Annotated in this window: 24 protein-coding genes; 16 read left to right on the forward strand and 8 right to left on the reverse strand. The window is 52.5% G+C overall.

All coding sequences use genetic code 11. The annotated features are described in order from the left end of the window. Nucleotides 1-12: 12 nt before the first annotated feature. Complete coding sequence (locus K1X45_RS14290; protein WP_220159236.1) at nucleotides 13-1,032, reverse strand: polysaccharide deacetylase family protein; 1,020 nt, start codon at nucleotides 1,030-1,032, stop codon at nucleotides 13-15. Nucleotides 1,033-1,442: 410 nt separating this feature from the next. Here K1X45_RS14290 and K1X45_RS14295 point away from each other — a divergent pair, with 410 nt between their 5' ends. From K1X45_RS14295 to K1X45_RS14320, 6 genes are all read left to right on the forward strand, one after another. Next, nucleotides 1,443-2,114, forward strand: coding sequence for a tetratricopeptide repeat protein (locus K1X45_RS14295; protein ID WP_022711177.1), 672 nt, complete (start codon nucleotides 1,443-1,445; stop codon nucleotides 2,112-2,114). Nucleotides 2,115-2,173: 59 nt separating this feature from the next. Further along, nucleotides 2,174-3,613 carry a ribosome biogenesis GTPase Der gene (der, locus tag K1X45_RS14300; protein WP_151158317.1) on the forward strand — a complete coding sequence of 480 codons (1,440 nt, stop codon included), beginning with the start codon at nucleotides 2,174-2,176 and terminating at the stop codon, nucleotides 3,611-3,613. 86 nt (nucleotides 3,614-3,699) lie between these two features. Then, nucleotides 3,700-4,281 carry a histidine phosphatase family protein gene (locus K1X45_RS14305; protein ID WP_220159237.1) on the forward strand — a complete coding sequence of 194 codons (582 nt, stop codon included), beginning with the start codon at nucleotides 3,700-3,702 and terminating at the stop codon, nucleotides 4,279-4,281. Nucleotides 4,282-4,381: 100 nt separating this feature from the next. Then, the gene (locus K1X45_RS14310; protein ID WP_220159238.1) at nucleotides 4,382-5,344 is read left to right on the forward strand and encodes an L-threonylcarbamoyladenylate synthase; all 963 of its coding nucleotides are present in this window, start codon (nucleotides 4,382-4,384) and stop codon (nucleotides 5,342-5,344) included. A 20-nt stretch (nucleotides 5,345-5,364) separates the two neighbouring features. Then, nucleotides 5,365-6,783 (forward strand): FAD-binding oxidoreductase, encoded by a 1,419-nt coding sequence (locus tag K1X45_RS14315; RefSeq protein ID WP_370627045.1) that lies wholly within the window; start codon nucleotides 5,365-5,367, stop codon nucleotides 6,781-6,783. Nucleotides 6,784-7,368: 585 nt separating this feature from the next. Next, entirely contained in the window at nucleotides 7,369-7,935 is a 567-nt protein-coding gene (locus K1X45_RS14320; protein ID WP_220160526.1) for a DUF6101 family protein, read from the forward strand. A 142-nt stretch (nucleotides 7,936-8,077) separates the two neighbouring features. On the opposite strand, the gene K1X45_RS14325 is transcribed toward K1X45_RS14320, so the two are convergent. From K1X45_RS14325 to purD, 3 genes are all read right to left on the reverse strand, one after another. Further along, the gene (locus K1X45_RS14325) at nucleotides 8,078-8,830 is read right to left on the reverse strand and encodes a crotonase/enoyl-CoA hydratase family protein (protein WP_220160527.1); all 753 of its coding nucleotides are present in this window, start codon (nucleotides 8,828-8,830) and stop codon (nucleotides 8,078-8,080) included. Nucleotides 8,831-8,832: 2 nt separating this feature from the next. Continuing rightward, entirely contained in the window at nucleotides 8,833-10,599 is a 1,767-nt protein-coding gene (locus K1X45_RS14330; protein WP_220159239.1) for an acyl-CoA dehydrogenase, read from the reverse strand. Between the two features lie 163 nt (nucleotides 10,600-10,762). Beyond that, nucleotides 10,763-12,070, reverse strand: a complete 1,308-nt coding sequence (gene purD / locus K1X45_RS14335) for a phosphoribosylamine--glycine ligase (RefSeq protein ID WP_255560437.1) — start codon at nucleotides 12,068-12,070, stop codon at nucleotides 10,763-10,765. 102 nt (nucleotides 12,071-12,172) lie between these two features. Between purD and ubiA the strand changes: the two genes are divergently transcribed. Continuing rightward, nucleotides 12,173-13,156 (forward strand): 4-hydroxybenzoate octaprenyltransferase, encoded by a 984-nt coding sequence (ubiA, locus tag K1X45_RS14340; protein ID WP_220159241.1) that lies wholly within the window; start codon nucleotides 12,173-12,175, stop codon nucleotides 13,154-13,156. A gap of 51 nt (nucleotides 13,157-13,207) precedes the next feature. Here ubiA and pdxH read toward each other — a convergent pair whose 3' ends face one another. Beyond that, on the reverse strand, nucleotides 13,208-13,819 hold the full coding sequence (gene pdxH / locus K1X45_RS14345) for a pyridoxamine 5'-phosphate oxidase (protein WP_022711642.1): 612 nt from the start codon (nucleotides 13,817-13,819) through the stop codon (nucleotides 13,208-13,210). A gap of 495 nt (nucleotides 13,820-14,314) precedes the next feature. Here pdxH and K1X45_RS14350 point away from each other — a divergent pair, with 495 nt between their 5' ends. From K1X45_RS14350 to K1X45_RS14365, 4 genes are all read left to right on the forward strand, one after another. Next, entirely contained in the window at nucleotides 14,315-14,719 is a 405-nt protein-coding gene (locus K1X45_RS14350) for an RT0821/Lpp0805 family surface protein (protein WP_255560439.1), read from the forward strand. 254 nt (nucleotides 14,720-14,973) lie between these two features. Next, on the forward strand, nucleotides 14,974-15,912 hold the full coding sequence (locus tag K1X45_RS14355) for a DnaJ C-terminal domain-containing protein (protein ID WP_220159242.1): 939 nt from the start codon (nucleotides 14,974-14,976) through the stop codon (nucleotides 15,910-15,912). Nucleotides 15,913-16,121: 209 nt separating this feature from the next. Further along, nucleotides 16,122-16,940, forward strand: coding sequence for an enoyl-ACP reductase FabI (gene fabI / locus K1X45_RS14360; RefSeq protein ID WP_116087060.1), 819 nt, complete (start codon nucleotides 16,122-16,124; stop codon nucleotides 16,938-16,940). 11 nt (nucleotides 16,941-16,951) lie between these two features. Then, complete coding sequence (locus K1X45_RS14365) at nucleotides 16,952-17,551, forward strand: histidine phosphatase family protein (protein ID WP_220159243.1); 600 nt, start codon at nucleotides 16,952-16,954, stop codon at nucleotides 17,549-17,551. Between the two features lie 77 nt (nucleotides 17,552-17,628). Here the strand turns inward: K1X45_RS14365 and K1X45_RS14370 are convergent, their stop codons facing one another. Beyond that, nucleotides 17,629-17,886 carry a DUF1344 domain-containing protein gene (locus K1X45_RS14370; RefSeq protein WP_220159244.1) on the reverse strand — a complete coding sequence of 86 codons (258 nt, stop codon included), beginning with the start codon at nucleotides 17,884-17,886 and terminating at the stop codon, nucleotides 17,629-17,631. A gap of 292 nt (nucleotides 17,887-18,178) precedes the next feature. Here K1X45_RS14370 and aroC point away from each other — a divergent pair, with 292 nt between their 5' ends. From aroC to K1X45_RS14390, 4 genes are all read left to right on the forward strand, one after another. Continuing rightward, nucleotides 18,179-19,270, forward strand: coding sequence for a chorismate synthase (aroC, locus tag K1X45_RS14375; RefSeq protein WP_220159245.1), 1,092 nt, complete (start codon nucleotides 18,179-18,181; stop codon nucleotides 19,268-19,270). A gap of 117 nt (nucleotides 19,271-19,387) precedes the next feature. Beyond that, a complete protein-coding gene (ribB, locus tag K1X45_RS14380; protein ID WP_220159246.1) occupies nucleotides 19,388-20,494 on the forward strand; it encodes a 3,4-dihydroxy-2-butanone-4-phosphate synthase in 1,107 nt (368 codons plus the stop codon). A gap of 142 nt (nucleotides 20,495-20,636) precedes the next feature. Continuing rightward, the gene (locus tag K1X45_RS14385) at nucleotides 20,637-21,599 is read left to right on the forward strand and encodes a histone deacetylase family protein (protein ID WP_220159247.1); all 963 of its coding nucleotides are present in this window, start codon (nucleotides 20,637-20,639) and stop codon (nucleotides 21,597-21,599) included. A gap of 3 nt (nucleotides 21,600-21,602) precedes the next feature. After that, on the forward strand, nucleotides 21,603-21,872 hold the full coding sequence (locus K1X45_RS14390; protein WP_022709975.1) for an exodeoxyribonuclease VII small subunit: 270 nt from the start codon (nucleotides 21,603-21,605) through the stop codon (nucleotides 21,870-21,872). 84 nt (nucleotides 21,873-21,956) lie between these two features. Here the strand turns inward: K1X45_RS14390 and K1X45_RS14395 are convergent, their stop codons facing one another. Continuing rightward, nucleotides 21,957-22,454 carry a DedA family protein gene (locus K1X45_RS14395; protein ID WP_220159248.1) on the reverse strand — a complete coding sequence of 166 codons (498 nt, stop codon included), beginning with the start codon at nucleotides 22,452-22,454 and terminating at the stop codon, nucleotides 21,957-21,959. 18 nt (nucleotides 22,455-22,472) lie between these two features. Continuing rightward, complete coding sequence (locus K1X45_RS14400; protein ID WP_022709973.1) at nucleotides 22,473-22,733, reverse strand: GlsB/YeaQ/YmgE family stress response membrane protein; 261 nt, start codon at nucleotides 22,731-22,733, stop codon at nucleotides 22,473-22,475. A 260-nt stretch (nucleotides 22,734-22,993) separates the two neighbouring features. On the opposite strand from K1X45_RS14400, the gene K1X45_RS14405 reads away from it, so the two are divergent. Next, entirely contained in the window at nucleotides 22,994-23,641 is a 648-nt protein-coding gene (locus K1X45_RS14405) for a YidB family protein (protein ID WP_220159249.1), read from the forward strand. The last annotated feature ends 200 nt before the right edge of the window (nucleotides 23,642-23,841 follow it).

The raw sequence follows: 23,841 nt of genomic DNA on the forward strand, positions 1-23,841 counted from the left end.
TTCTCTGTTCTGTCAGAGAACGGTTTGTCTTTTATGCAGCTCCGGCTCCGCCAGATAATCCTGATAGCTGACACAGCGCACATCCTCACGCTTGCACACATCACGGGCAAAACGCTCCAGCGCATTCCAGTAAGCGCCGTTATTCATCAGCACAAAGTGGAAGCCCATTTGCAGCGGAATACGCTGGCCGTCATATTGTTTGTTGAACGCATTCATAAAGGCATCATAGCTGCGCTGCTCAAATTGCGCTGCCTGTTCCGGTTTCTCTTTGCCGCCCGAATGACGCACATAGAGATTATAGTCCATGGCAATAACCGGTTTGCGGGCAGGGCCTTCCGGTATCAGCGGCAGACCGAAACTTTTGAGACCTGCAAAATTTTTTGGCAATTCAGGTCCTGAGGTCACGCCGCTGGCCTGATAGGCAAAACCGCTTTCACGCAAAGCTGTCTGCACCGGCTTGTCATCGGACAAATAAGGTGCACGAAAGCCGGTAATCTTGTTATAGACCAGATTTTTCCAGCCTTCCGGTTCACCATCAATTTTATTGGCGCTCCATGCATTGCCGACAATATTGCGGAACGCCTGAATTTCCTGCGCCCATTCTTTTGTAGTCCAGCTCTTGCCGTCAAAATGGCCGCAGCCGTGGCTGGCAATTTCATGGCCTTCCAGATTAGCTTTCCATACCTGATCGAGACGGGTGGCAATTTCAGCTTTATCCTGCGCAAAGCCGACATTGGAGCGGCCTGCTTTCATACGCGGTGGCTGATATTGTGCACGGTCTGCCCGTTCCAGATAAAAGACGCAGGAGAGAAAATAGGTGAAATGTGCACCGGTTTCCTGTCCCAATGCGCGGCTGCGCTGCCAGAGCTTGTTATCATGCGCGCCGTCAAAGGAGATAATCACCACTTGTTTCGGGCGGGTATCAGCCGGTTTTTCCTGTTGCTGAGGCACTGCAGGCATATCGGGCATAGCCTGCGCAGCCGTGGCCAGACACAGAGAAACCGCAAAACCGGAAAGAAGAGACTGATACATGAAAACGAAAGCTCATTGCTAAATCGGAAGCGGATTGATTAGGTATGAAATGTGGCAAAGCACAGGCAGAGAGCGCTCTGCGTCCAAATGGATGCACAAAGATGCTCTGATCTCTTGATGTTGTGCCATTGATTTGAGCGCTAGAGCGGTTAACGTCCAGATTGGATCATAGCGCTCGCTCTAGATTCTTTATTTGGTCGCATTATCACGGGCGTCAAGTTGATCCAACTTGACTGTGAAATGCTCTAAGCAGCGCAAATTAAGGAATTATGCAGGAATTCGCAATCAGGACTACCATCTGTCGGCGATTCCGACTAAAAGCCGGATAGGTGTGTTAAGTCGCGGGCTGTGTATATGGTCCGTGCTCTTGATGCATATTCGATAATCTTGACAAGTTTCACAGGGTATTCATGACAGACGACAGCTTTATCCGCGAAGTCAACGAAGAGCTCCGCTCAGAACAGGTACGCGCTGTATGGCGGCGTTTTGGTCCGGTTTTGATCGGTGGCGCGGTAGCCGTTGTTATCGGTACAGCCGGTTATGTCGGTTATGAATATTGGCGCGAGAGCAAAGCGGCAGTGTCGGGCGATCAGTTCCTGACCGCGCTTGATCTGGCCGGTGAAAAGAAAACAGATGAAGCCCTGAGCGCTCTGAAGAAGCTGGAAACCGAAGGTGCAGGGTCTTATCCGGTTCTGGCACAGTTGCGCACAGCAACATTGCTTGAGCAGAAAAAAGACATGGCCGGTGCGGTCACTGCTTTTGATGCAGTTGCGGCAGACAGCAAGGCACCGGTTGCCCTGCGCGATGTTGCCAAGCTTCGGGCTGCCTATATTCTGGTCGATACTGGCTCTTATGAAGATGTAGCCAAACGTGCGGAAACACTGAGCGCGGATGGTAATCCGATGCGCGGTTCTGCCCGTGAAGTGCTGGGTCTGGCGGCTTACAAGGCAGGTCGTGCAGACGATGCCCGCAAACTGTTCCAGCAAAATGCGGATGATGCGGCAATCCCTGCCAATCTCCGCCAGCGTGCCAATACAATGCTTGACCTGATGCGCAGCTCAGAGACTGCAGCAAAAGGCTGAAACACTCATTAGAGCGGGACGGTTTAAGTGCCGCTCTATAATACGGAAAAATAAGCTGAATGAGCTTTACACTCGCAATTATCGGACGTCCGAATGTCGGCAAGTCCACACTGTTTAACCGCATTGTCGGGCGCAAACTGGCGCTGGTCGATGATACGCCGGGTGTTACCCGTGACCGTCGTATTCACGACGGCAAACTCTATGATCTGCATTTCAAAGTTATTGACACTGCCGGTCTGGAAATTGCTGAAGCCGGTACGCTGGAAGGCCGTATGCGTGCGCAGACCGAAGCCGCGATTGACGAGGCTGATGCGGTTTTGTTCGTGATTGATGCCAAAGCCGGTTTGACGCCGACGGATATCGAATTCGCGCAGCTGGTACGCAAATTCAGCAAGCCGATTATTCTGGTTGCCAATAAGTCTGAAGCCCGCGGCGCTGATGCCGGTCTTTATGATGCCTATCGTTTGGGTCTGGGCGAGCCTTGCCCGATCTCCGCTGAACATGGTCAGGGTTTGCCTGATCTGCGCGATGCGATTGTGGAAGCGATCGGCAAAGAAAAAGCCTTCGCGGAAGAAAAAGCCGAAGAAGAATTTACGCAGGAAAAAATCGGCGCACTGGTTGGTGAAGATGTCAGCGATGAGGATGAGGAAATCATCCCTGAATATGACGCAACCAAGCCGCTGCGCATTGCCATTGTAGGACGCCCGAATGCCGGTAAGTCCACAATGATTAATACAATGCTCGGTCAGGATCGCCTGCTGACAGGCCCTGAAGCCGGTATTACCCGCGACTCGATTTCCGTTGAGTGGGAATGGCGTGGCCGCGAGGTTAAGCTGTTTGACACCGCCGGTCTGCGCCGCAAAGCGCGCGTGCAGGAAAAGCTGGAAAAGCTCTCCGTTGCCGATGGCCTGCGTGCTATCCGTTTTGCGGAAGTGGTGATTATTGTTCTCGATGCAACCATTCCTTTTGAAAAGCAGGATTTGCAGATCATTGATCTGATTATCCGTGAAGGCCGTGCGCCGATTATCGCTTTCAATAAATGGGATCTGATCGAAGACCGTCAGGCATTGCTGGCTGATCTGCGCGAAAAGACCGAACGTCTGCTGCCGCAGGTACGCGGCATCCGCGCTGTGCCGATTTCCGGTGAAACCGGCCACGGCATTGATAAGCTGATGGAAAATGTCGAGATGACGCACCGTATCTGGAATACGCGTATCTCCACAGGTCGTCTGAACCGTTGGCTCGAAGGTGTCATTACCCATCATCCGCCACCGGCAGTGGCTGGTCGGCGCCTTAAAGTTAAATATATGACGCAGGTTAAGACACGCCCGCCGGGCTTCATGGTGTCCTGCTCGCGTCCGGATGTGATGCCGCAATCCTATGTGCGTTATCTCATCAATGGTCTGCGTGATACATTCGAAATGCCGGGCGTGCCAATCCGCCTGTCCTTGCGTACATCGGAAAATCCTTTTGCCGGACGGGCAAAGAAGAAACGCTGATGTCATCTTGATGATGTATTTTAAAATCCTGCCGGAAGTGTTCCGGCAGGATTTTTTATTGCCGGTAAAAGATTGGCAGGAATGCAATGCAGCTGATTTTTCTGAGCCATCCGCAGGTTGTAGTCGATCCGGCAGTGCCGGTTGAGTGCTGGCATTTGTCGCAAGCGGGCAGAGCTGCATTACAACAGTTTCTCGAACGCAAAATCTGGCCGGTGCCGGATATGATCTGGAGCAGTACGGAAACCAAGGCGCAGGAGGCTGCTGTTTTATTGGGCGCGTATTTTAACAAGACTGTGCAGAGCCATATTGCTTTGGGAGAAAATGATCGCTCCGCAACTGGCTTTCTTCCTCCGGCAGAGTTTGAACAGGTTGCTGACCAGTTCTTTGCCCAGCCGATTCATTCCGTGCGTGGTTGGGAAAGAGCGGTGGATGCACAGGCGAGAATTTGCACGGCAGTTCGTGATATTATGGATGCTGCTGCCAAGGCTCAGCATAAGAACATTATCATCTGCGGTCATGGAGCAACCGGCACATTACTTTATTGTGTGCTGGCCGGATTGCCGGTTTCCCGCCGCTATGATCAGCCTTCGCAGGGGCATTATTGGCACTATGATGACGGGGCAAAACAGATGCTGCATCATTGGCGAAGCATTAATGATCATACCTGACAGGGATTACAGTCTTGCATCACGTTTCATGGTTCTGTAGTCAGAGAATATGCAGGTCCTGACAGTGCTGCCAGCTTGCAAAAAATTGCAGGAGCGCGGCATGGCACAAATTATTTCTATTGACATTTCATCTCTTGAACTGGCTGCAAATGCTCTGGGCACAGGCAAACTTGTGGCTCTGCCGACCGAGACTGTCTACGGACTGGCCGCCGATGCCACCAATGGCAATGCGGTTGCCGGTATTTTCTCAGCCAAAGGCCGCCCGCATTTCAATCCGCTGATTGCGCATATGGCGACGCTTGCAATGGCCGAGCGCTATGTGGTGTTTGATGATCTGTCCCGTAAACTTGCGGAAAAATTCTGGCCGGGGCCGCTGACACTGGTGCTGCCGGTGCGTGACGGTGCGGAGATTCATCCGCTGGTAACCGCCGGTCTCACAACACTGGCCATTCGTATGCCGCGCGGGCCGGTGCGTGAGATTATCGCCATGCTTGACCGCCCTCTGGCCGCACCGAGTGCCAATAGTTCTGGTCGCATCAGCGCCACCTCGGCACAGGCTGTGCAGGATGATCTGGGTGCTAAACTCGATCTGATTGTTGATGGCGGTGCCTGTGTTGTCGGGCTGGAATCCACCATTGTTAAAATTGAAAATGGTCAGACTTTCCTACTGCGTCCGGGTGGGCTGGCAGCCGAAGAGATTGAAGCCTTTCTCGGCCAGCCTTTGCATCGTCTGGATCAACGTGCCGCCATTCAGGCTCCGGGCATGATGGCGTCTCACTATGCGCCGGATGCAGCGATGCGGTTGAATATCTCTGAAGTGCGTGAAGGCGAGGCGCTGCTGGCTTTTGGAGCGCAACGTGCAACGGGCGCGGATAAAGCGGCTGCGGTGCTTAATTTGAGTCCTTCCGGTGATTTGCATGAAGCTGCCGTGCATTTGTTTGATTATATGAAAAAGCTGGATGCAGCAGGGGCGAAGACGATTGCCGTTGAGCCGGTGCCGCATCATGGTCTGGGCGAAGCAATTAATGATCGCTTATCGCGCGCGGCTGCGCCGCGCGAATAACTGGTACTGGGCGGAAACAGATGATGACGATTTCAGAAGAGTTGATCGCACGCTTCACTGCAATTGTCGGTGAGAAAAATGCGCTCCGCGATCCCGCCGATCAGATTTCTTACTTAAGCGAGCCGCGCGATCTGTTTCATGGCCGCGCTGCTTTGGTGCTGCGCCCTGCATCGGTGGAAGAAGTCTCTGCCATTATGAAGCTGGCCACTGAGACGACTACGCCTGTGGTGCCACAGGGCGGTAATACCGGCCTTGTGGGCGCGCAGCAGCCGGATACAAGCGGACGGGCGATCATTCTCTCGCTGTCGCGTCTCAATAAAATCCGCAACATTGATACGACCGGCAATCTCGTCACGGTTGAAGCCGGTGTGGTTTTGCAAAATTTGCAGGAAGCCGTACAGAATGCCGGACGGTTTTTTCCTCTGTCCCTCGGCGCGGAAGGTTCCTGCCAGATCGGCGGCAATCTCTCATCCAATGCCGGAGGCACAGCTGTGCTGGCCTATGGCAATATGCGCGAATTATGTCTTGGTCTTGAAGTCGTCTTGCCGGACGGGCAGGTGCTGAATGATCTGCGCCGCGTGAAAAAAGACAATACCGGCTATGATCTGCGTGATCTGTTTATTGGTGCGGAAGGCACGCTTGGCATTATTACTGCGGCAGTGCTGAAAATACACCCGCAGCCGAAAGGCAAAGCGGTCGCCTATGCCGGATTGCAATCGCCGGAAGATGTGGTGCAGCTGTTCCGTTTGGCGACCAATCAGGCAGGGCAGGCGCTGACCGGCTTTGAGCTGATGCCGCGCATTGGCATGGAATTTATCTTGCGTCATATTGCAGAAGCGCGTGATCCTCTGGAAAGTGCCTATCCGTGGTATGTGCTGATCGAGATTTCCTCCTCACGTTCTGAGGCGGATGCGCAGGAAATGATGGAAGCTGTTCTGACGCAAGGTTTTGAGGCCGGACTGGTGCAGGATGCAGCCATTGCGCAAAATGGTGCGCAGGCTGATCTGTTCTGGAAAATGCGTGAGGAAATGTCTCCGGCGCAGAAGCCGGAAGGCGGCTCGATCAAACATGATATTTCTGTGCCTGTTGCTTCAATCCCTGCATTCCTTGCAGAAGCGGCGATTGCGGTTGAGGAAATGATCCCGTCTGCACGTGTGGTTTGTTTCGGTCATATTGGCGACGGCAATCTGCATTATAATATTTCGCAGCCGGTTGGAGCGGATAAACAGGCTTTTCTGGCGCGCTGGCATGAGCTCAACCATCGCATCCATACGATTGTGATGCGCTATAATGGTTCTATCTCGGCGGAGCACGGTATCGGCGCGCTGAAACGTGAAGAATTGCGTGCCTTTAAACAGCCGCTGGCATTGGAGCTGATGCACCGGATCAAACAGGCTTTTGATCCGAAGAATATTATGAATCCGGACAAGCTGCTCTGATCTGCCTTGTTAAAATTTAAACTTGAGCCGCCGTTTCGTTAAGAAGCGGCGGCTCAATTATTAAAAACAGGCCGCTTTGCCCACCGCTCATCATAAACGAGCGGTAAATATCCACATTCTGAGCAGCAAAAACGCGGTTAGCAAAAGATTGATGTGCTGTCCGGCGTGTTTAATGCGGATTTAATGTCCACAGCCTCAGCCTTAATAACTGGTTGCTGACGGATTGTGGTTTTCAGACAATCTTCAGATTTGGAAGCTCCGGAAGCGGTAAAATGCTGTTGGCGAAGCAGAACGGGCGCTTATTGTTTAGCTCTTGTTAAAAATCATGAATATTCGCTGATTTTCATGGTTTAACTGCTGTTTACCGGTCTTTCCGAAGTCTTACTGCTGCTTAGCCGATAGTTGGAATCTGTAAACCATTCCCGCAAAGACAGAAGCATTAACCCTGTCATTTAAGCAGATTGGTGACTTTGCCGCGCTATTCTTGTGTCCAACGAAGCCAAAAAGGCTCGCAAATATAACAGGACCGAAAATAAAAATAACAGCGGTTCTCAGAAGCAACAGGGCGCGAAAACAATGAACCAGATGCTGGAAAAACAGGACAAACCAGTTTGGGCGAGCAGGGAGATCCGTCTCGATCCTTTCCAGTTCCCGCAGAGCGTATCTTACGCTTCAACGGGCGAGCAGGAAGATGTGACTTTTACGATCAATGAGCGTGGCGCAGTGCTGCGACGCGTATTGCCTTCCAGCGGTTTGCCAATGTCTGTGGCATTGCCTGCCCATGTGTTTCTTGGCGTGACCGCCCGTGCAGTTGAAGATGAACACGGCCTGATTACTGTGACATTGGAACTGATGCACGAAGACCCGCAAATGTCTGTGCCGCTGCTGGTGGCGCATGATCTGGATGATGTTGCCGCCGACTGGCATGCATGGGCAAATGCTTACAAGCTGCCGATGCTTCTGGTTGAGGCCGATGGTGTTGCCCGTCCGCTTTATGACAGCATTGGCGGTGTTACAGCTTCGGCCAGCACAGAGCGTCGTCAGGGACAGGAACCGCGCCGTCGCCGTCCACGTTTTCTGGCACGCCGCAAAACCGGTTCGCTGGGCGTAAGTTTGAAGATTTCTGGCCGCGAGATTATCTCGCGAGTGTAAAAAAGCTGAAATTATTTCGCGCGTTTAAGAAACCGAAGACTGTCTCGCGCGTTTAAAGAATTAAATATGTGATCTCCAGTCACAGAACATGCAAAACACCGTATGCTTGAAGGGGCATGTGGTGTTTTGCTTTGCGGTGGAGTTATTTCTTGCGGGAGAGGAACGCGCCGACAGCCTGTGCAGTCTCTGCAGATTTCAGGCGATCAGCAAAAATCTGTGCTTCGCGGTCAATCCGGTCTGTGAGCGGTTCTGCGGCACTGCGCAGCAAATCACGGGTCAGCTGCAGGGCAACGGGTGGACGGGAGGCCAGTTTATGTGCGGTTTTCAGCACTTCCGCCTCCAGTTCATCTTCCGCCACAACGCGCCAGACAATGCCGGCTTCCAGCGCCTGTTGTGCGGTCATGGCTTCCCCCATTGCCAGCAGAGCAAAGGCACGCTGATAGCCCATGATTTTAGGGGCTAGCAGGCTTGAACCGGCTTCCGGCACCAGCCCGAGATCTACAAATGGCGTGTGAAACACGGAGCGCGGCGTGGCAAAAGTCAGATCGCAATGCAGGTTCAGCGTGGTGCCGACACCGATTGCCAGTCCGTCAACACCGGAGATCAGCGGTTTGCGTGTCAGTGCCAGCCTGTGCAGAAAGTCGATAATTTCCTCACCGAGGCTGCCTTGTGACAGGGCTGCATGCATAAAGTCCTGCATGTCATTACCGGCGGAGAATGCACCGGGCTGACCTAGAATAACGCTGACACGGATAGTGTCGTCACTGTCGGCCTGCTTCAGCGCCTCGGCAATGCCGTGATACATATCACGGGTGATGGCGTTTTTCTTTTCCGGCCGGTTGAGGCGGATAATCTGCACAGCATCCTGACGTTCAATCTGAAGAAATTCGCTCATCATCAAATATCCTGCAAAATTGTTGCGGCATTGCTCAGGCTGGCTGCGCCATTGAGCACGACCTGTTTAAGCGCGGCAGTTTCCTGAAGCGTGTTTTCGGCAAAGAATGCGGCAAGGGCAGCAGTCCGGTCGTCATGCAATCCGGCTTTGGTGAGATAAAGCGCGCCGACAGTCAGCGAGAGCAGGCGCTGATAGGGGGTAGCACCGCAAAGCGCTGTCTGACTATCACCTTTAACTATGCAATCCTGCAGGAAGCGCGTGGCTTCTTCTGTAGCATCCAGCGCGGATTCAAGCTGCGGAACGATTGAGGAGAGCTTGCCGGAGGTTTTGGCCTGTCCGGCAATGTCGCGTAATTCCTGCAGGAAACCGTGAATATGACCGCCATTTTCCAGTGGTAGTTTACGCATCACCAGATCCATGGCCTGAATACCATTGGTGCCTTCATAAATCGGCAGGATGCGGGCATCACGCAGCAACTGCGCGGCGCCGGTTTCTTCAATATAGCCCATGCCGCCATGCACCTGAATGCCGAGGGATGCCACATCCACACCGCTATCGGTGGAGAAAGCCTTGGCAAGCGGAGTCAGCAGGCTGGCACGGTTTGCCCAGAAATCTGCTTTGGCACTGTCGGCTTTGCCCATGTCCAGCGCCTGCGCACAGGAGTAGCAAATCGCGCGGGAAGCCTGTGTCAGCCCCTTCATGGTCAGCAACATACGCTGCACATCGGGATGCTCGATGATTGGACTCATTTCTGCGCCCTTCGGTGCATCCAGGGAGCGTCCTTGACGACGCTCCGACGCATAGGCACGGGCTTTCTGATAGGCAGCTTCGGCAATCGCAACACCCTGAATGCCGACCAGTAAACGGGCATTGTTCATCATGGTGAACATATAGACGAGGCCTTTATGCTCCTCGCCGATCAGATAGCCGACAGCACCTTTTTCACCGGTATCACCAAAACCGTCGCCATAAATCATGGTGCAGGTCGGTGAGGCGTGAAGGCCGAGTTTTTCTTCCAGTCCGGCGCAGAACACATCATTGCGTGCGCCGAGCGAGCCGTCTTCATTGACCAGATATTTCGGCACCAGAAACAGCGAAATTCCCTTAGTGCCTGCCGGTGCATCGGGCAGGCGTGCCAGCACCAGATGCACAATATTATCGGTCAGATCATGCTCGCCATAGGTGATGAAGATTTTTTGCCCGAAAATCCGGTATGTCCCGTTATCCGCCCGTTCAGCACGGCAACGCAAGGCACCGAGATCGGAGCCAGCCTGCGGTTCGGTGAGGTTCATGGTGCCTGACCATTCACCGGAAATCAGTTTTTCGAGATAGGTGTTTTTCAGTTCATCGCTGGCATGATGTTCCAGCGCTTCAACTGCACCCATCGTCAGGGTTGAGGCAATAGCAAAACCAAGGGAGCCGGAGTTCCACATTTCCGCAACGGCAACCGAAAGCAAAGTTGGCAGGCCTTGGCCGCCATAGGCAGGATCGCCGGTCAGGGCGTTCCAGCCGCCATCCGTCCAGTCTTTGTAAAGCTCTTTCCAGCCTTCTGCCGTGGTGACCTTAGCATCTTTAAGCGTTGCGCCCTGATGATCACCTTTGGTGCGTAGCGGAGTGATGCGCGTCTCGCTGAACTTTGCTGCTTCCTGCAAAATGGCTTCGACAATATCCGGTGATAATTCTGAAAACAGTTCGGTTTTCAAAAGCTCCGGCAGGTCTGCAACCTGATTGAGTGTTTGGCTGATTTCAGCAAGTGGCGCGCGATACATCTGCTTCCTCCGTTTGGCGCATTCCAGTGAAAAAATGCAGCCGTAATTCTCCTTGCAAATATTGGTATCGGCTTATTACGTAAACGTCAATAAAATCTCAGAAAAGCAAAACAAGAAAAAACCCGCCGGAGAGGCGGGTTTTAAAAGACGGGTTTAAAAGCGATTATCGGGCTGATTTTTCCCGTTCAACGGCGCGCCAACCAATATCCGAACGGCAGAAGCCTCCAGCCCAGTCGATTTTAGACACAGCCTGATAGGCTTTTGCCTGAGCCTCGGAGACTGTCTTTCCGGTGGCCGTTACATTGAGAACGCGACCGCCATTAGCCAGCAGCTCGCCATCTTTATGCACAGTGCCCGCATGGAACACTTTCACATCCGGCAGAGCATCAGCCTCTTCAACGCCTTTGATGACTGTGCCTTTGCGCGGGGAGGCCGGATAGCCTTCCGCTGCCATCACCACGGTGAGGGCGGCATCATCGCTCCAGCGGATTGAAACCTGATCCAGCATTTTATTGACCGCTGCCAGCATTATCACCAGCAGGTCGTCTTTAAGGCGGGTCATCAGTACCTGACATTCGGGGTCGCCAAAGCGGGTATTATATTCGATCAGTTTCGGGCCGTCTTTGCCGATCATCAGACCGGCAAACAACACGCCACTGAAAGGTGCGCCGATTTCAGCCATGCCGCGCATTGTCGGCTCAATCAGCTCTTTCATCACCCGTTCTGTCATGGCTTCATCCATGATTGGTGCAGGGGAATAAGCGCCCATGCCGCCGGTATTGGCACCGGTATCGCCGTCACCAACGCGCTTGTGATCCTGCGCGCTGCCGAAAGGCAAAGCTGTGGTGCCGTCACAAATGCAGAAGAAGCTGGCTTCTTCACCGTCGAGAAATTCTTCAATCACAACTTCTGCACCAGCATCACCAAAATGGCCTTCAAAACAGGCATCCACGGCATCCAGTGCTTCTTCCAAAGTCATGGCAACGACCACGCCCTTACCGGCGGCAAGGCCATCGGCCTTTACAACGATCGGCGCACCTTGCTCACGGATATAGGCCTTGGCTTTTGGCGCATTGTTGAAGCGGCCGTAGCTGCCGGTCGGAATATCAAAACGGGCGCAGAGATCTTTGGTGAAACCTTTTGAGCCTTCCAGCTGAGCTGCGGCCTGCGAAGGGCCGAATACTTTAATACCTGCGGCGATCAGCGGATCGGTAATACCGGCTACCAGTGGTGCTTCAGGCCCAACTACGACCAGATCAATCTCAAAGCTGTGGCAGAAGGCAATCACAGCGTCATGATCGTCAATATCCAGATCAATCAGCGTGGCATATTCGGCAATGCCCGGATTGCCCGGTGTGCAATAGAGAGTGCCGAGCAGCGGAGATGCCGCCAGTTTCCAGCTGAGCGCGTGTTCACGGCCACCGGAGCCGATCAGCAGAACTTTAAGAGCGTCTGAGGGGGAGGTGGTCACAGGCATTTCTCCATATGTGCTTGAGGCTTGCTCCTCCTTTACGAAATCGGTAGAGAATTTAAAAGCATTTATGAGAATGCAACTGCGAAAGGTTTGCATAAAATGGTTCAGATTCAGGCACGCGGACAAACGGGCAAGGTTATGGACGCGCCGTCCGGCCATTGGGTCTACCGGTTATTGCCGCCAAGCCTGTGGCCTTATGCGCAGCTTGCCCGCTGGGATCGCCCGATTGGCTGGCAGCTGTTGCTCTGGCCATGCCTGTGGTCTGCAGCTCTGGTGACGAGTGCCGGTGCCAAACCCGGAGACGATATCTGGACTGTGCTGCCTTCGCTTTGGCATATGGTGCTGTTTCTGATCGGCGCTATTGCCATGCGCGGAGCCGGTTGCACGCTCAATGATCTGGCGGATCAGGATATTGACGATAAGGTAGCACGTACCCGTTCCCGCCCGCTGCCATCCGGTCAGGTCAGCCGCAAACAGGCTTGGATATTTTTAGGGCTGCAATGTCTGGCCGGTCTTGCTGTGGTGCTGCAATTTAACTGGTTCACCGTTGCTTTGAGTTTTGCATCGCTGGTGATTGTTGCAGCTTATCCGTTTATGAAGCGCATTACTGACTGGCCCCAGTTGGTGCTGGGTATGGCTTTTTCGTGGGGGGCATTGGTGGCGTGGTCGGCGCAAACCGGTTCTTTGTCACTTTCGCCTGTGCTGCTTTATATCGGCGCAATCCTGTGGACGATCGGCTATGACACGATCTATGCCCATCAGGATAAGGAAGATGATGCATTGGTGGGCGTGCGCTCGACTGCCCGTTTGTTCGGCGAGAAAACCAAGCTGGCGCTGATGCTGCTTTATGGCGGTGCGCTGATGTGCTTTGCCGGTGCGTTCGCCGTGGCAGAAGTGCCGATGCCCGCGCTGGCCGGTCTGCTTGCCGCCGGTGTGCATCTCTACCGCCAGATCGTTGTGCTGGATATTGATAATCCGGAGCAATGCCTGCGCCTGTTCCGTTCCAATAATATTGTCGGCTGGTTGATCTTTGCCGGTCTGGTGCTAGGCTCTTTGTGGGTTGTGGTTAAGCCGGTGATCTGATCCGGATCAGATAATAAAAAAAGCCGCTCTGAAAAAGAGCGGCTTTTTTGTTTACGGATAGAATTTCTGGGTTGTCCAATCGCCTTCCGGTGCATCGCGTTTGAAAATCAAACGATCATGCAGGCGGAACGGACGGTCATGCCAGAATTCGATATAGGTTGGTTTGATGCGGAAGCCCGACCAATATTCAGGGCGCGGAATTTCACCGATGGCATAGCGAGCAGTATATTCGGCAACCGCTTTTTCCAGTGCAAAACGGCTTTCCAGCGGGCGGGATTGTTTGGAAGCCCATGCCCCGATGCGGCTGCCGCGCGGGCGCGACTTGTAATAGGCATCAGCTTCCTCTGCCGTTACCTGTTCGACAGGGCCGCGCACGCGGATCTGACGGCGCAAGGATTTCCAGTGGAAGCACATGGCCGCTTTACCGGCTGACAGGATTTCGCAACCCTTCTGGCTCTCGTAATTTGTATAGAATACAAAGCCATGCTCATCGAAATCTTTCAGCAGCACCATGCGCACATTCGGCATGCCGCTTTCGTCTACAGTTGCCACTGCAACAGCATTCGGATCATTCGGCTCGGATTTTGTTGCATCCTCTAACCACTCTGCAAACAGACGAAAAGGCTCGGTTGCAGTTGTAAAATCATTCGCTGATGTCGTCATATCGGTATGTTCACTTGCTTGGTAATCGGAAGGCTTCAGCGGTGCTTAATCCGCGCTTCCATCATCATGACCAGCATAAGTTGCATGACCGGCTGTGCTTGTGAAGACCCGCAAGTTTATTATTGTACAAAAACCGGCTGGGATATCGGATGAAGGCCGTGTTGCGTCTTTAGTCTGCGGATCGGAAATAGCCGCGAAAACAACAAGAAATCATCACAAAACGCGAATAAACGGGCGCATATGCGGAATGCTGTGAAAACATGTTTCAGAAGCCTTTGACGGCTGCTATCGATTTGTTTACCTTCTGCACAAACCGCTTGTTAACGCAGACCGGCACATAATAAAGGCCTGTTTTCAATTAACACCGGAATGTCTTTACGGATATTCTGTTCTTCAGCCTGTCAGGACGATCATTTGCCAGTCACTACAATGACTTCAGAATTACGGAAAAGCGGTTTTTTGCAGTTGATGCGGGGGGCATCCTGCCGTTTTCTCATGGTCGTCTGTACTGTTTCTGTCCTGTCCGGCTGCGCAATGTCCGGTTTTGATCTCGAAAAAGCGATGCCGGATAAAAACAGTATTACCGGTTCAGTCGCAAAACAGCCCGCTGTGACAGCAGAGGTCAATGACAGCAGTAAAGTATCGGATCAGAATACCATCCGGAATGTGGTCTCCGCTCTGAACTTCACGCAATGGGGCAAAACACCGATCCCGTGGGCTAATCCGGATACCGGCAGTCAGGGAACAATCACGACTGTCGCCGAGAAAAAGACGGATGCCGGACTGTGCCGCGAATTTGAAACCTCGCGGGAAGCCTTTGACGGTGCTGCACTTTATCGCGGACAGGCTTGCATGGCGCAGGGTGGTGCCTGGGCTCTGACCTCTTTTGCTCCGATTTAAAATTATACGGAAATTGAAGGCCAGATTTTGCAGATGAACGGCTATATTTGCCGTTTAACATCTGGAAAACAGCCGTATTGATACGCATATTGCTGTATAAAAGCATGCCGGAACCATGCCGCGAAGCACTGTCGCTGTCTTTACAAGCTGATCGGGTGTTTAATCCGCGCGGTAAAATGGTGCCGTATGCGCTAAGCTCTTATCAGATGACAGGTGATTCTGTTTAGTAATCACCGCAGCCATGAAGGAATATTATGCGCGATCCCTATAGCGTATTGGGCGTCGCTAAAACGGCGAAGCCTGAAGAAGTAAAATCTGCTTTTCGTAAACTGGCCAAGAAATATCATCCGGACCAGAATCAGGATGATCCGAAGGCGCAGGAGAAATTTGCCGAAATTAATCAGGCCTATGAAATTATCGGCGACAAAGACAAGCGCGGTCAGTTTGACCGTGGCGAGATTGATGCCGAAGGAAAACCGGCAGGTTTTGCCGGACATGGTTTTGGCGGTCAGGGTTTTGGTGGCCAAGGTGGTGGTTTTCAGGGCGATCCGTTCGCCGGTTTCCGTCGTGGTGGCGCGGGCGGCGGACAAGGTGGCTTCCAGCAGGGCGGTTTTGACGGCGCAGAGGACATTCTGAGCAGCATTTTCGGTGGTGGCTTTGGTGGTGGCGGAAGCCGGACACGCAGCCGTGCACCGTCAAAGGCACCGGATTTGAAAGCCTCGATCTCTGTTTCTCTGGAACAGGCGGCAGGAGCCGAGAAGGTTGAGGCGGTTTTCCCGAACGGCAAGAAATTGTCGATCAAACTGCCGAAATATGTTGAGGACGGCCAGACGATCCGCCTGAAAGGTCAGGGAGAAACCATTCCCGGTGCTGTTGACGGCGATGCATTGGTCACAATCAATTTCAAAAAACACCCGCGTTTCCGTCAGGACGGGCGTGATTTGCATCTTGATTTGCCGGTGCAACTCAGTGATGCGGTGCTTGGTGCCCGTGCTGAAGTGGAAACTTTGAGCGGACGTGTGGCTGTGCGTATTCCTGCCTGGTCAAGCTCGGATAAGATTTTGCGTCTGAAGGGCAAAGGATTGCCTAATAAAACGGGAGATGCTGCGGATTTATTCGTGCATATCCGGATTATGTTGCCTGAGAATGGTGATGAAGAGCTCGAATCGCTATTGCGTTCACGGGCAGGATAAAGTGATTCACGGGCGGATTCGCGCCCGTGAATACTGCTTTATATTGCTGACGGGAACCGTTACATATTAGAAACAACAAGCTGATATTTGCACTTAAATACCTGCTTTCAAGGGGAAGGGGGACAAAATTTACTGTCCTTGCTTGAAGCCAATGCTGTGCTGTGCGATAGGCAGCTATTCAGATTATATTTTTTTATGAGGTATGGTGAATGACCACCAAATCCGGTTTGTTGCAAGGAAAACGCGGGCTGATCTTGGGTCTGGCCAATAATCGCTCAATCGCCTGGGGTATTGCCAAGGCTGCACGGGATGCCGGTGCGGAGATCGCTTTAACTTATCAGGGCGATGCGATGAAGAAGCGCGTCGAGCCGCTTGCGGCTGAACTGGACGCGCTGGTCTGCGGCCATTGCGACGTGACTGACGACGCATCCATGGATGCGGTTTTCGCTCTGATCGAAGAGAAATGGGGCAAGCTCGACTTCCTCGTTCATGCTATCGGCTTCTCCGATAAAGATGAGCTGACTGGCCGTTATCTCGATACTTCGGCAGAAAACTTCTCCAACACGATGCTGATCTCGGTTTATTCCTTCACTGCGCTGGCCAAGCGCGCGGAAAAACTGATGACAGATGGTGGTTCAATGCTGACACTCACCTATTACGGTGCAGAAAAAGTTATGCCGAACTACAATGTGATGGGTGTTGCCAAGGCCGCTCTGGAAGCCAGCGTGAAATATCTCGCTGTTGATCTCGGTCCGCAGAATATCCGCGTTAATGCGATCTCTGCCGGTCCGATCAAGACGCTTGCGGCTTCGGGTATCGGCGATTTCCGCTATATTCTGAAATGGAACGAGTATAACGCACCGCTGCGTCGTACCGTCAGCATTGAAGAAGTCGGCGATTCAGGCCTGTATTTCCTCTCCGATCTTTCCCGTTCCGTGACCGGTGAAGTTCACCACGTGGACAGCGGTTATCATACAATCGGTATGAAAGCCGTGGATGCACCGGATATTTCGGTTGTAAAAGACTGAGGACAGCAGGAATGGCACGGGAAATCATTTACTTCTCGCGTCATGGCGAGACGGACTGGAATATCTCCCAGCGTGTGCAGGGGCAGATGGACATTGATATCAATGCCCATGGCCGCACACAGGCTGACCGCAACGGCGATATGCTGAAGTCGCTGATTGGTACTGCAGAAGGATTTGACTTTGTTGCAAGTCCTCTGCGCCGTACCCGTGAGACGATGGAGCGTATCCGCACACGTATGGGGCTCGACCCGCTGGCTTACCGCACTGATCCTTTGCTGATGGAGGTGCATTTCGGTGACTGGCAGGGGCATATGATGGAAGAGTTCGAGGCTGCCGGTGTCGGCAGCGCAAGTCTCTTGCAGCAGCGTGAGCGTGACAAATGGAATTTTGTTCCGCCGGGCGAACATGCCGAAAGCTACATGATTCTTTCAGGACGCGTTGCCAAATGGCTTGAAAGCGTGAAGGGAAAAACAGTGTGTGTGACCCATGGCGGTTGCATTCGCACTTTGTTTTATCTGGTTGAAGGCATGAGCGGGCAGGATGCGGCGCATCTTTCCGTGCCGCAGGACAAGCTGCTGAAGCTTGAAGACAACCGTCTTGAATGGGTTTGAATAAAGCAGCTTCTATAAATAAAAAAAGCGCCGGAAACGGCGCTTTTGTCATTTTATGACGGCCGGTAATTACGGTTTTAACCGCCGTCGGCTTCGTCAATATTGCTGATATAGCGAACATTATCGACGAGATCATAGGTCACAATAACTTTCATGCCCTTTTCAATCGCACTATAATCGAATTCTCCGGGCAGGCGGTAATCTTTGCCATTGTCCAGCGTAATGGTTTCCGTATCTTCATTGATCTTGGTGATCTTACCCTCAGCATCGTCTGCAAGCGCTGTGCATGCAAAGAGCGGGGCGAGTAACACCGTGAGAATGGCCAAAATACGCATGAGAAATCCTTGTGCGTTATAAAATCCGGCTCCGAAGCTGCAGGTCAATTATGGCATTTGCACGACCTGCTTCTCTGAAACGCTCTGCTGGAGAGACTAGATCATATCCGCAGATTTTCGCAACATTTTCCGGTTATTTGGTGCGCGTGCCGGAAACGGTATCGATTAGCGCAGCTTTTTTGTGCGCCGGTCTTTCTCTCGTTTGACCACTGCTTAAAAGGCGAATAGAAACAGATTACCAAACTGAAATTAAAATGAGCCGCAAAGAACCGGTTCAATCTTGGGGTTTTCTATGTCGCATAACAGCTTTGGCCATCTTTTCCGCGTGACGACCTGGGGCGAAAGCCACGGTCCGGCGCTGGGCTGTATCATTGATGGCTGCCCTCCGGGTATTCAATTTACCGAAGCTGAAATTCAGGCCTATCTTGATAAGCGCAAACCGGGTCAGTCAAAATATACCACGCAGCGCCGCGAGCCGGATCAGGTGCGGGTCTTGTCTGGTGTTCTCACCGGTGAGGACGGGGTGATGACCACCACCGGCACGCCGATTTCCATGATGATTGAGAACGTGGATCAGCGTTCAAAAGATTATGGTGAGATTGCGCGCCAGTATCGTCCTGGTCATGCGGATTATGCTTATGATGTGAAATACGGCCTGCGTGATTATCGTGGCGGCGGACGTTCTTCTGCGCGTGAAACCGCAGCGCGTGTTGCTGCCGGTGCGATTGCCCGTAAAGTCATTCCGGGTTTGAAAATCCGTGCAGCATTGGTCGGTATGGGGATTCACAAGATTGACCGCTCCCGCTGGGATTGGGCTGAGGTCGACAATAACCCGTTTTTCACACCGGATGCAGGCTCAGTAGAGCTGTTTGCCAGCTATCTCGATGGTATCCGCAAAAACGGTTCTTCCATTGGTGCAGTGATTGAGGTTGTGGCTGAAGGTGTGCCTGCCGGTATCGGCGCACCGCTTTATGCCAAACTGGATCAGGATATTGCGTCCAATCTGATGTCGATTCCTGCGGTAAAGGGCGTTGAGATCGGTAATGGCTTTGAGGCTGCAACACTGACCGGTGAAGAAAATGCCGACGAAATGCGCATTGATGCCGATGGTAATCCGGTCTTCCTGTCGAATAATGCCGGTGGTATTCTTGGTGGTATCGCAACCGGTGCACCGATTATTGCACGTTTTGCCGTGAAGCCGACCTCATCCATTCTCACGACACGTCGTTCTATTGATGTGGATAAGAAGGAAGTGGATGTCATGACCAAAGGCCGTCATGACCCGTGCGTTGGCATCCGTGCTGTGCCGATTGGTGAAGCAATGCTCGCTTGCGCGATTGCGGATCATTATTTGCGTCACCGCGGCCAGACTGGCCGCGTCTGATAACCATGAGGCCAGACTGGTCGCGTATGAAAACTATGCTCCAAGCTGGCCGCGTCTCAATTCGGTGCGGCCAGAGCAGTTATATGTGATGTTCTTTGAAAGATTACGGAGTGAAGCATGAGCTATAATCAGAAACAGGTTGTTGATGCACTCCGTGCTTTTGAACGCGGTGAAATCGTTGTTGTTATGGACGATGACGGGCGCGAAAATGAAGGCGATCTGATTGTCGCCGCTGTCCATTGTACAGCGGAGAAAATGGCATTCATCGTGCGTCATACTTCCGGCATCGTCTGCACACCTATGCCGAAAGAGGAGGCCAAACGCCTCAATCTGACGGCAATGGTGGCGGAAAATGATGCCCCGCATTCCACTGCTTTCACCATTACCGTTGATTACAAACACGGCACGACCACCGGTATTTCTGCCGATGACCGCACGCTGACTGTACGCAATTTGGCGAACCCGAATGCTGGCCCTGCGGATTTCGTGCGTCCGGGGCATATTTTCCCGCTGGTGGCGCGTGAAGGCGGGGTGCTGATGCGCTCCGGTCATACGGAAGCGGCTGTTGATCTGTGCAAGCTGGCCAATCTGCCGCCTGTTGGGGTGATCTGCGAACTGGTCAATGATGATGGTTCTGTGATGCGCGGTCCTCAGGTGACGGAATTCGCGGAAACACATGGATTGCACCGCATTACCGTTGCCGATCTGATCGCCTATCGACAGCGCAAGGAAACGCTTATTGTGCGCATGGGCGAGACTGAGGTGGACACACCGGCGGGTCACGCCTGCGCATTCACCTATCAGCTGCCGTGGGAGCCGATGCAGCATGTGGCTCTGGTTTTCGGCGATATCCGTGACGGTGAGGATGTGCCGGTGCGTCTGCATCGGGAAGATGTACTGGCGGATACATTCGGTGCCGGTTCCGGCCTTGATGCTGTGCTGAAGCGAATGGCTACGGAAAAGCGCGGCGTTCTGGTTTACTTGCGTGAAGGGTCTGTCGGCGTCGGTAAAAATGACAAGTCGCGCCGCCGTGCGGAAAATCATGACAGGGAAGAGCACAAAGAAGCACAGGCGCGTGAGGAAGAATGGCGCCAGATCGGTCTTGGTGCGCAGATTCTGAAAGATCTCGGCATCAGTTCCATCCGCCTGCTGGCTTCCAAAGAGCGCCATTATGTCGGGTTGGAAGGTTTCGGTATTACTATTCTTAAAACTGAAATCTTGTAACTTTATTCTGCCTGATTAGAGCGCCGTGCGCCCCGTTGGGCGCACAAAACTCGCCCTAACGCTTTAAAATGCGAGCATAATTTTACCTTAAACTGATTCAAATTTAAGAAATTATGCTCTGAGCAGGCAGATACAGGATATTATGGCAACCAGACTTTATTCGCATCCGGTCTTTCTTGAGCATCTGACGCCGGCGGGGCATCCTGAGCGTCCGGATCGGTTGCGGGCTTTATTCAGCGTTCTGGAAGGCTATGATTATTATGCGCTCGATCAGGTGGAAGCACCTGTTGCCGATGAGCAGGCGTTGGAGCTTGTGCATCCGGCCTCTTATCTGAAGCAAATCAAAGCACAGATTCCCGATCCGCTTGATGAAGAACAACTGGCTTCCGGCATGGCACAACCGATTGTGAATGTCGGACAGGACACCTATGTCAGTCCGCAAAGCTGGCATGCCGTGCTGGCGGCAACCGGCTCTGCCCTTGCTGCGGTCGAAGATGTATTTAACGGGCAAGCGGATAATATCTTTATTGCTGCCCGTCCGCCAGGTCATCATGCTACGGCCGATACGGCGATGGGTTTCTGCATCACCAATACGGCCGCGATAGCTGCCCGTTATGCGCAGAGCCATTTTGGAGCTGAGCGCGTAGCGATCATCGATTGGGATGTGCATCACGGTAACGGCACGCAGGACATTTTCGCGGCGGATAAGAATGTGCTGTTCTGTTCAACACATCAGGCGCAGATTTATCCGGGTACTGGTCTGGTCAAGGAGACCGGTGTCGGTAATATCGTGAATGCGCCTTTACTTGCTGACAGTGGCAGTCGGGAGTTTCGTGAAGCTTTTACTTCCCGTATTTTACCGGCATTGGACAATTTTCGCCCTGACCTGATCTTGATTTCAGCGGGCTTTGATGGTCATTATCTTGACCCATTGGCTCAACTTAATTTGACCGAAACAGATTATGATTGGGTGACAGGGCAGGTGATGGAGCGCGCCGACCGGTTTTGTAATAACCGGCTGATCAGTTTTCTTGAAGGCGGATATGATTTACAGGGCTTGTCCTTTTCCGCCGCAGCGCATATTACGCGTTTAATGAAAGGATAAATTATGACCGAGCCGAACACCACCGGACAAGCTTCCAATGATGATATTGCAGTGATGAGCTTCGAACAGGCGCTCAAGCAGCTGGAAACAATTGTCGATGATCTGGAACGCGGTGATGTGCCTTTGGAAAAGTCGATCCTGATTTATGAACGCGGTGAAGCGCTGAAAAATCATTGCGAAAAACTGTTGCAGTCAGCAGAAGATAAAGTCGAGAAAATCAAACTCAGCCGCGACGGCCAGCCAACCGGCACCGAACCGCTCGATCCTGAGTGATTGCTCTGCAGCCAGTTAAACCGAAGCCCCGCAATGTCGGGGCTTTTTTGTACGCCGATGATACAGCCGGTTATAGATCAGCCTCTAAAGTAGTCTTTTAAACAAGGCGCTGAAATAATAGGGGGCAGCACCCCAGACTAAAGTCCAGAGTGCCGCGCCGATAATATTGGCGGAGACGAATTTCAGCCAGTGCATTTTTAAGGCACCAGCCATGATACCGTTTAACTGGCGTAAAATAGCAAAGAAGCGTGCAGTGATGACAATGCCGCTGCCGTATTTTTCAAACAGTTTTTCGAATTGCTCCAGCCGCTCCGGTGTCAGCTTGATATAGGGGCCGAAGCGGATCAGAATTTTCCGCCCGCCAAAATGGCCGATCAGATAACCTGTGCTGTCGCCCAGTATCGCGCCGAGAAACACCGCGAATAACATAACCGGTAAAGACAGTTCGCCTTGTTGCGCCAGCAGGGATGCAGCAATAAGCAATGTCTCTCCCGGTACGGGCGCACCGAAGCTTTCAAAATAAATGATGATAAACAGAGCGATTGAGCCATAAGCGGCGATATATGGCTCAACCCAATGCATGATCGTGCCTGTTTATGTTTATCTTAGCTGCCTCTGGCCGCTGATTGCGTGATAAAGGAACAGCACGACCACAGCACCGATTACGGAAACAATCAGGCTGTAAATATTGAGTCCGGTAACACCCGCCGCACCGAAGAAATTGAAAATAACACCGCCGATAACCGCGCCGACAATGCCGAGGACAATATCCATCAGCATGCCTTGACCGCTTTTGTTGACGATTTTGCTGCCGATAAAACCGGCAATGAGACCGAGAATAATCCAGCTGATAACTGACATTGTATGTTCTCCGTTTCGCAAAAAGCATTTTACAGAGACAGATCACATCCGGCGCTGCAAGAATGCGAAAATCAAAGAAACCGGAACGCAGACCATCAATTAAATTCACGTGCTGGCAAATTCATGAGGCTGGCTCTGGAAACTCGGTAAAACGCTCCCATATCATTACATGCTTGGCAAGTGACAATCTTGCCAAGTAAATATTTTTGCGCGATGCTGCTAAGTATCCGGCATTTCAGCAGGTTTGGAGGAAGTATAGAATGGGCCTTTTTGGTGGTGACTCTTCAAATAATGAACCGGTACCGGGCGGCAGTCTGACCAAACCGGTTCTGATTGCACTCGGTGCATTGCTCGTTGGTCGTATGTTCAGCGGTAAATCCGATGATAATGAACAGCCTCAGGTGAATGCGCCGGATCAGGCCGCATCCGGCGGCGGTCTCGGCGATCTTCTGGGTAGCGTGTTCGGCGGCGGACAGCAGGCGAATGCTCCGGCAGGTACGCAGGCAGATTCACAGGCTGGTGGCCTTGGTGGTCTCGGCAGTGTTCTTGGCGGATTGCTTGGCGGTGTTCTGGGTGGCACAGCCGCAGGACAAACCGGACAGACCGGCAGCGGCGGTGGACTTGGCGGCGGTTTAGGCGGATTGCTTGAACAGCTTACACAGGCCGGCCATGCAGATAAGGTTGATAGCTGGGTTGGTTCCGGCAGCAATGCGCCGATTGAACCGGATCAGCTTGGCAATGCCATTGGCAAAAACACAATTTCGGATATTGCCCGTCAGACGGGTGTCAATGAACAGGATTTGCTGGCAGAGCTTTCCGCAGCATTGCCGGGTATTGTTGACAAGCTGACAGCGAATGGTCAGGTGCCGGATATGCAGCAATTGCTGAAAATGCTTGGTCAGAAATAACAGGCATTTATATCCGATCCTGTCTGACTGATTTGTGATGAAATGTCCGGATGTAAAACTCCGGACATTTCTTATTTTATGATATGCTGTTTAAAGTACATCCCGAAAATCTGTTGCAGATTTTTGGTGCGGATGCGTTTGAAAGCCAATAGATCAGGCATTTCAATGGCTCAGTTTGAGCTGGCAGTGCTTCGACTACG

It is taken from the genome of Pseudochrobactrum sp. Wa41.01b-1 (assembly GCF_019464455.1).
In the GTDB taxonomy this organism is placed as follows: Bacteria; Pseudomonadota; Alphaproteobacteria; order Rhizobiales; family Rhizobiaceae; genus Pseudochrobactrum; species Pseudochrobactrum saccharolyticum.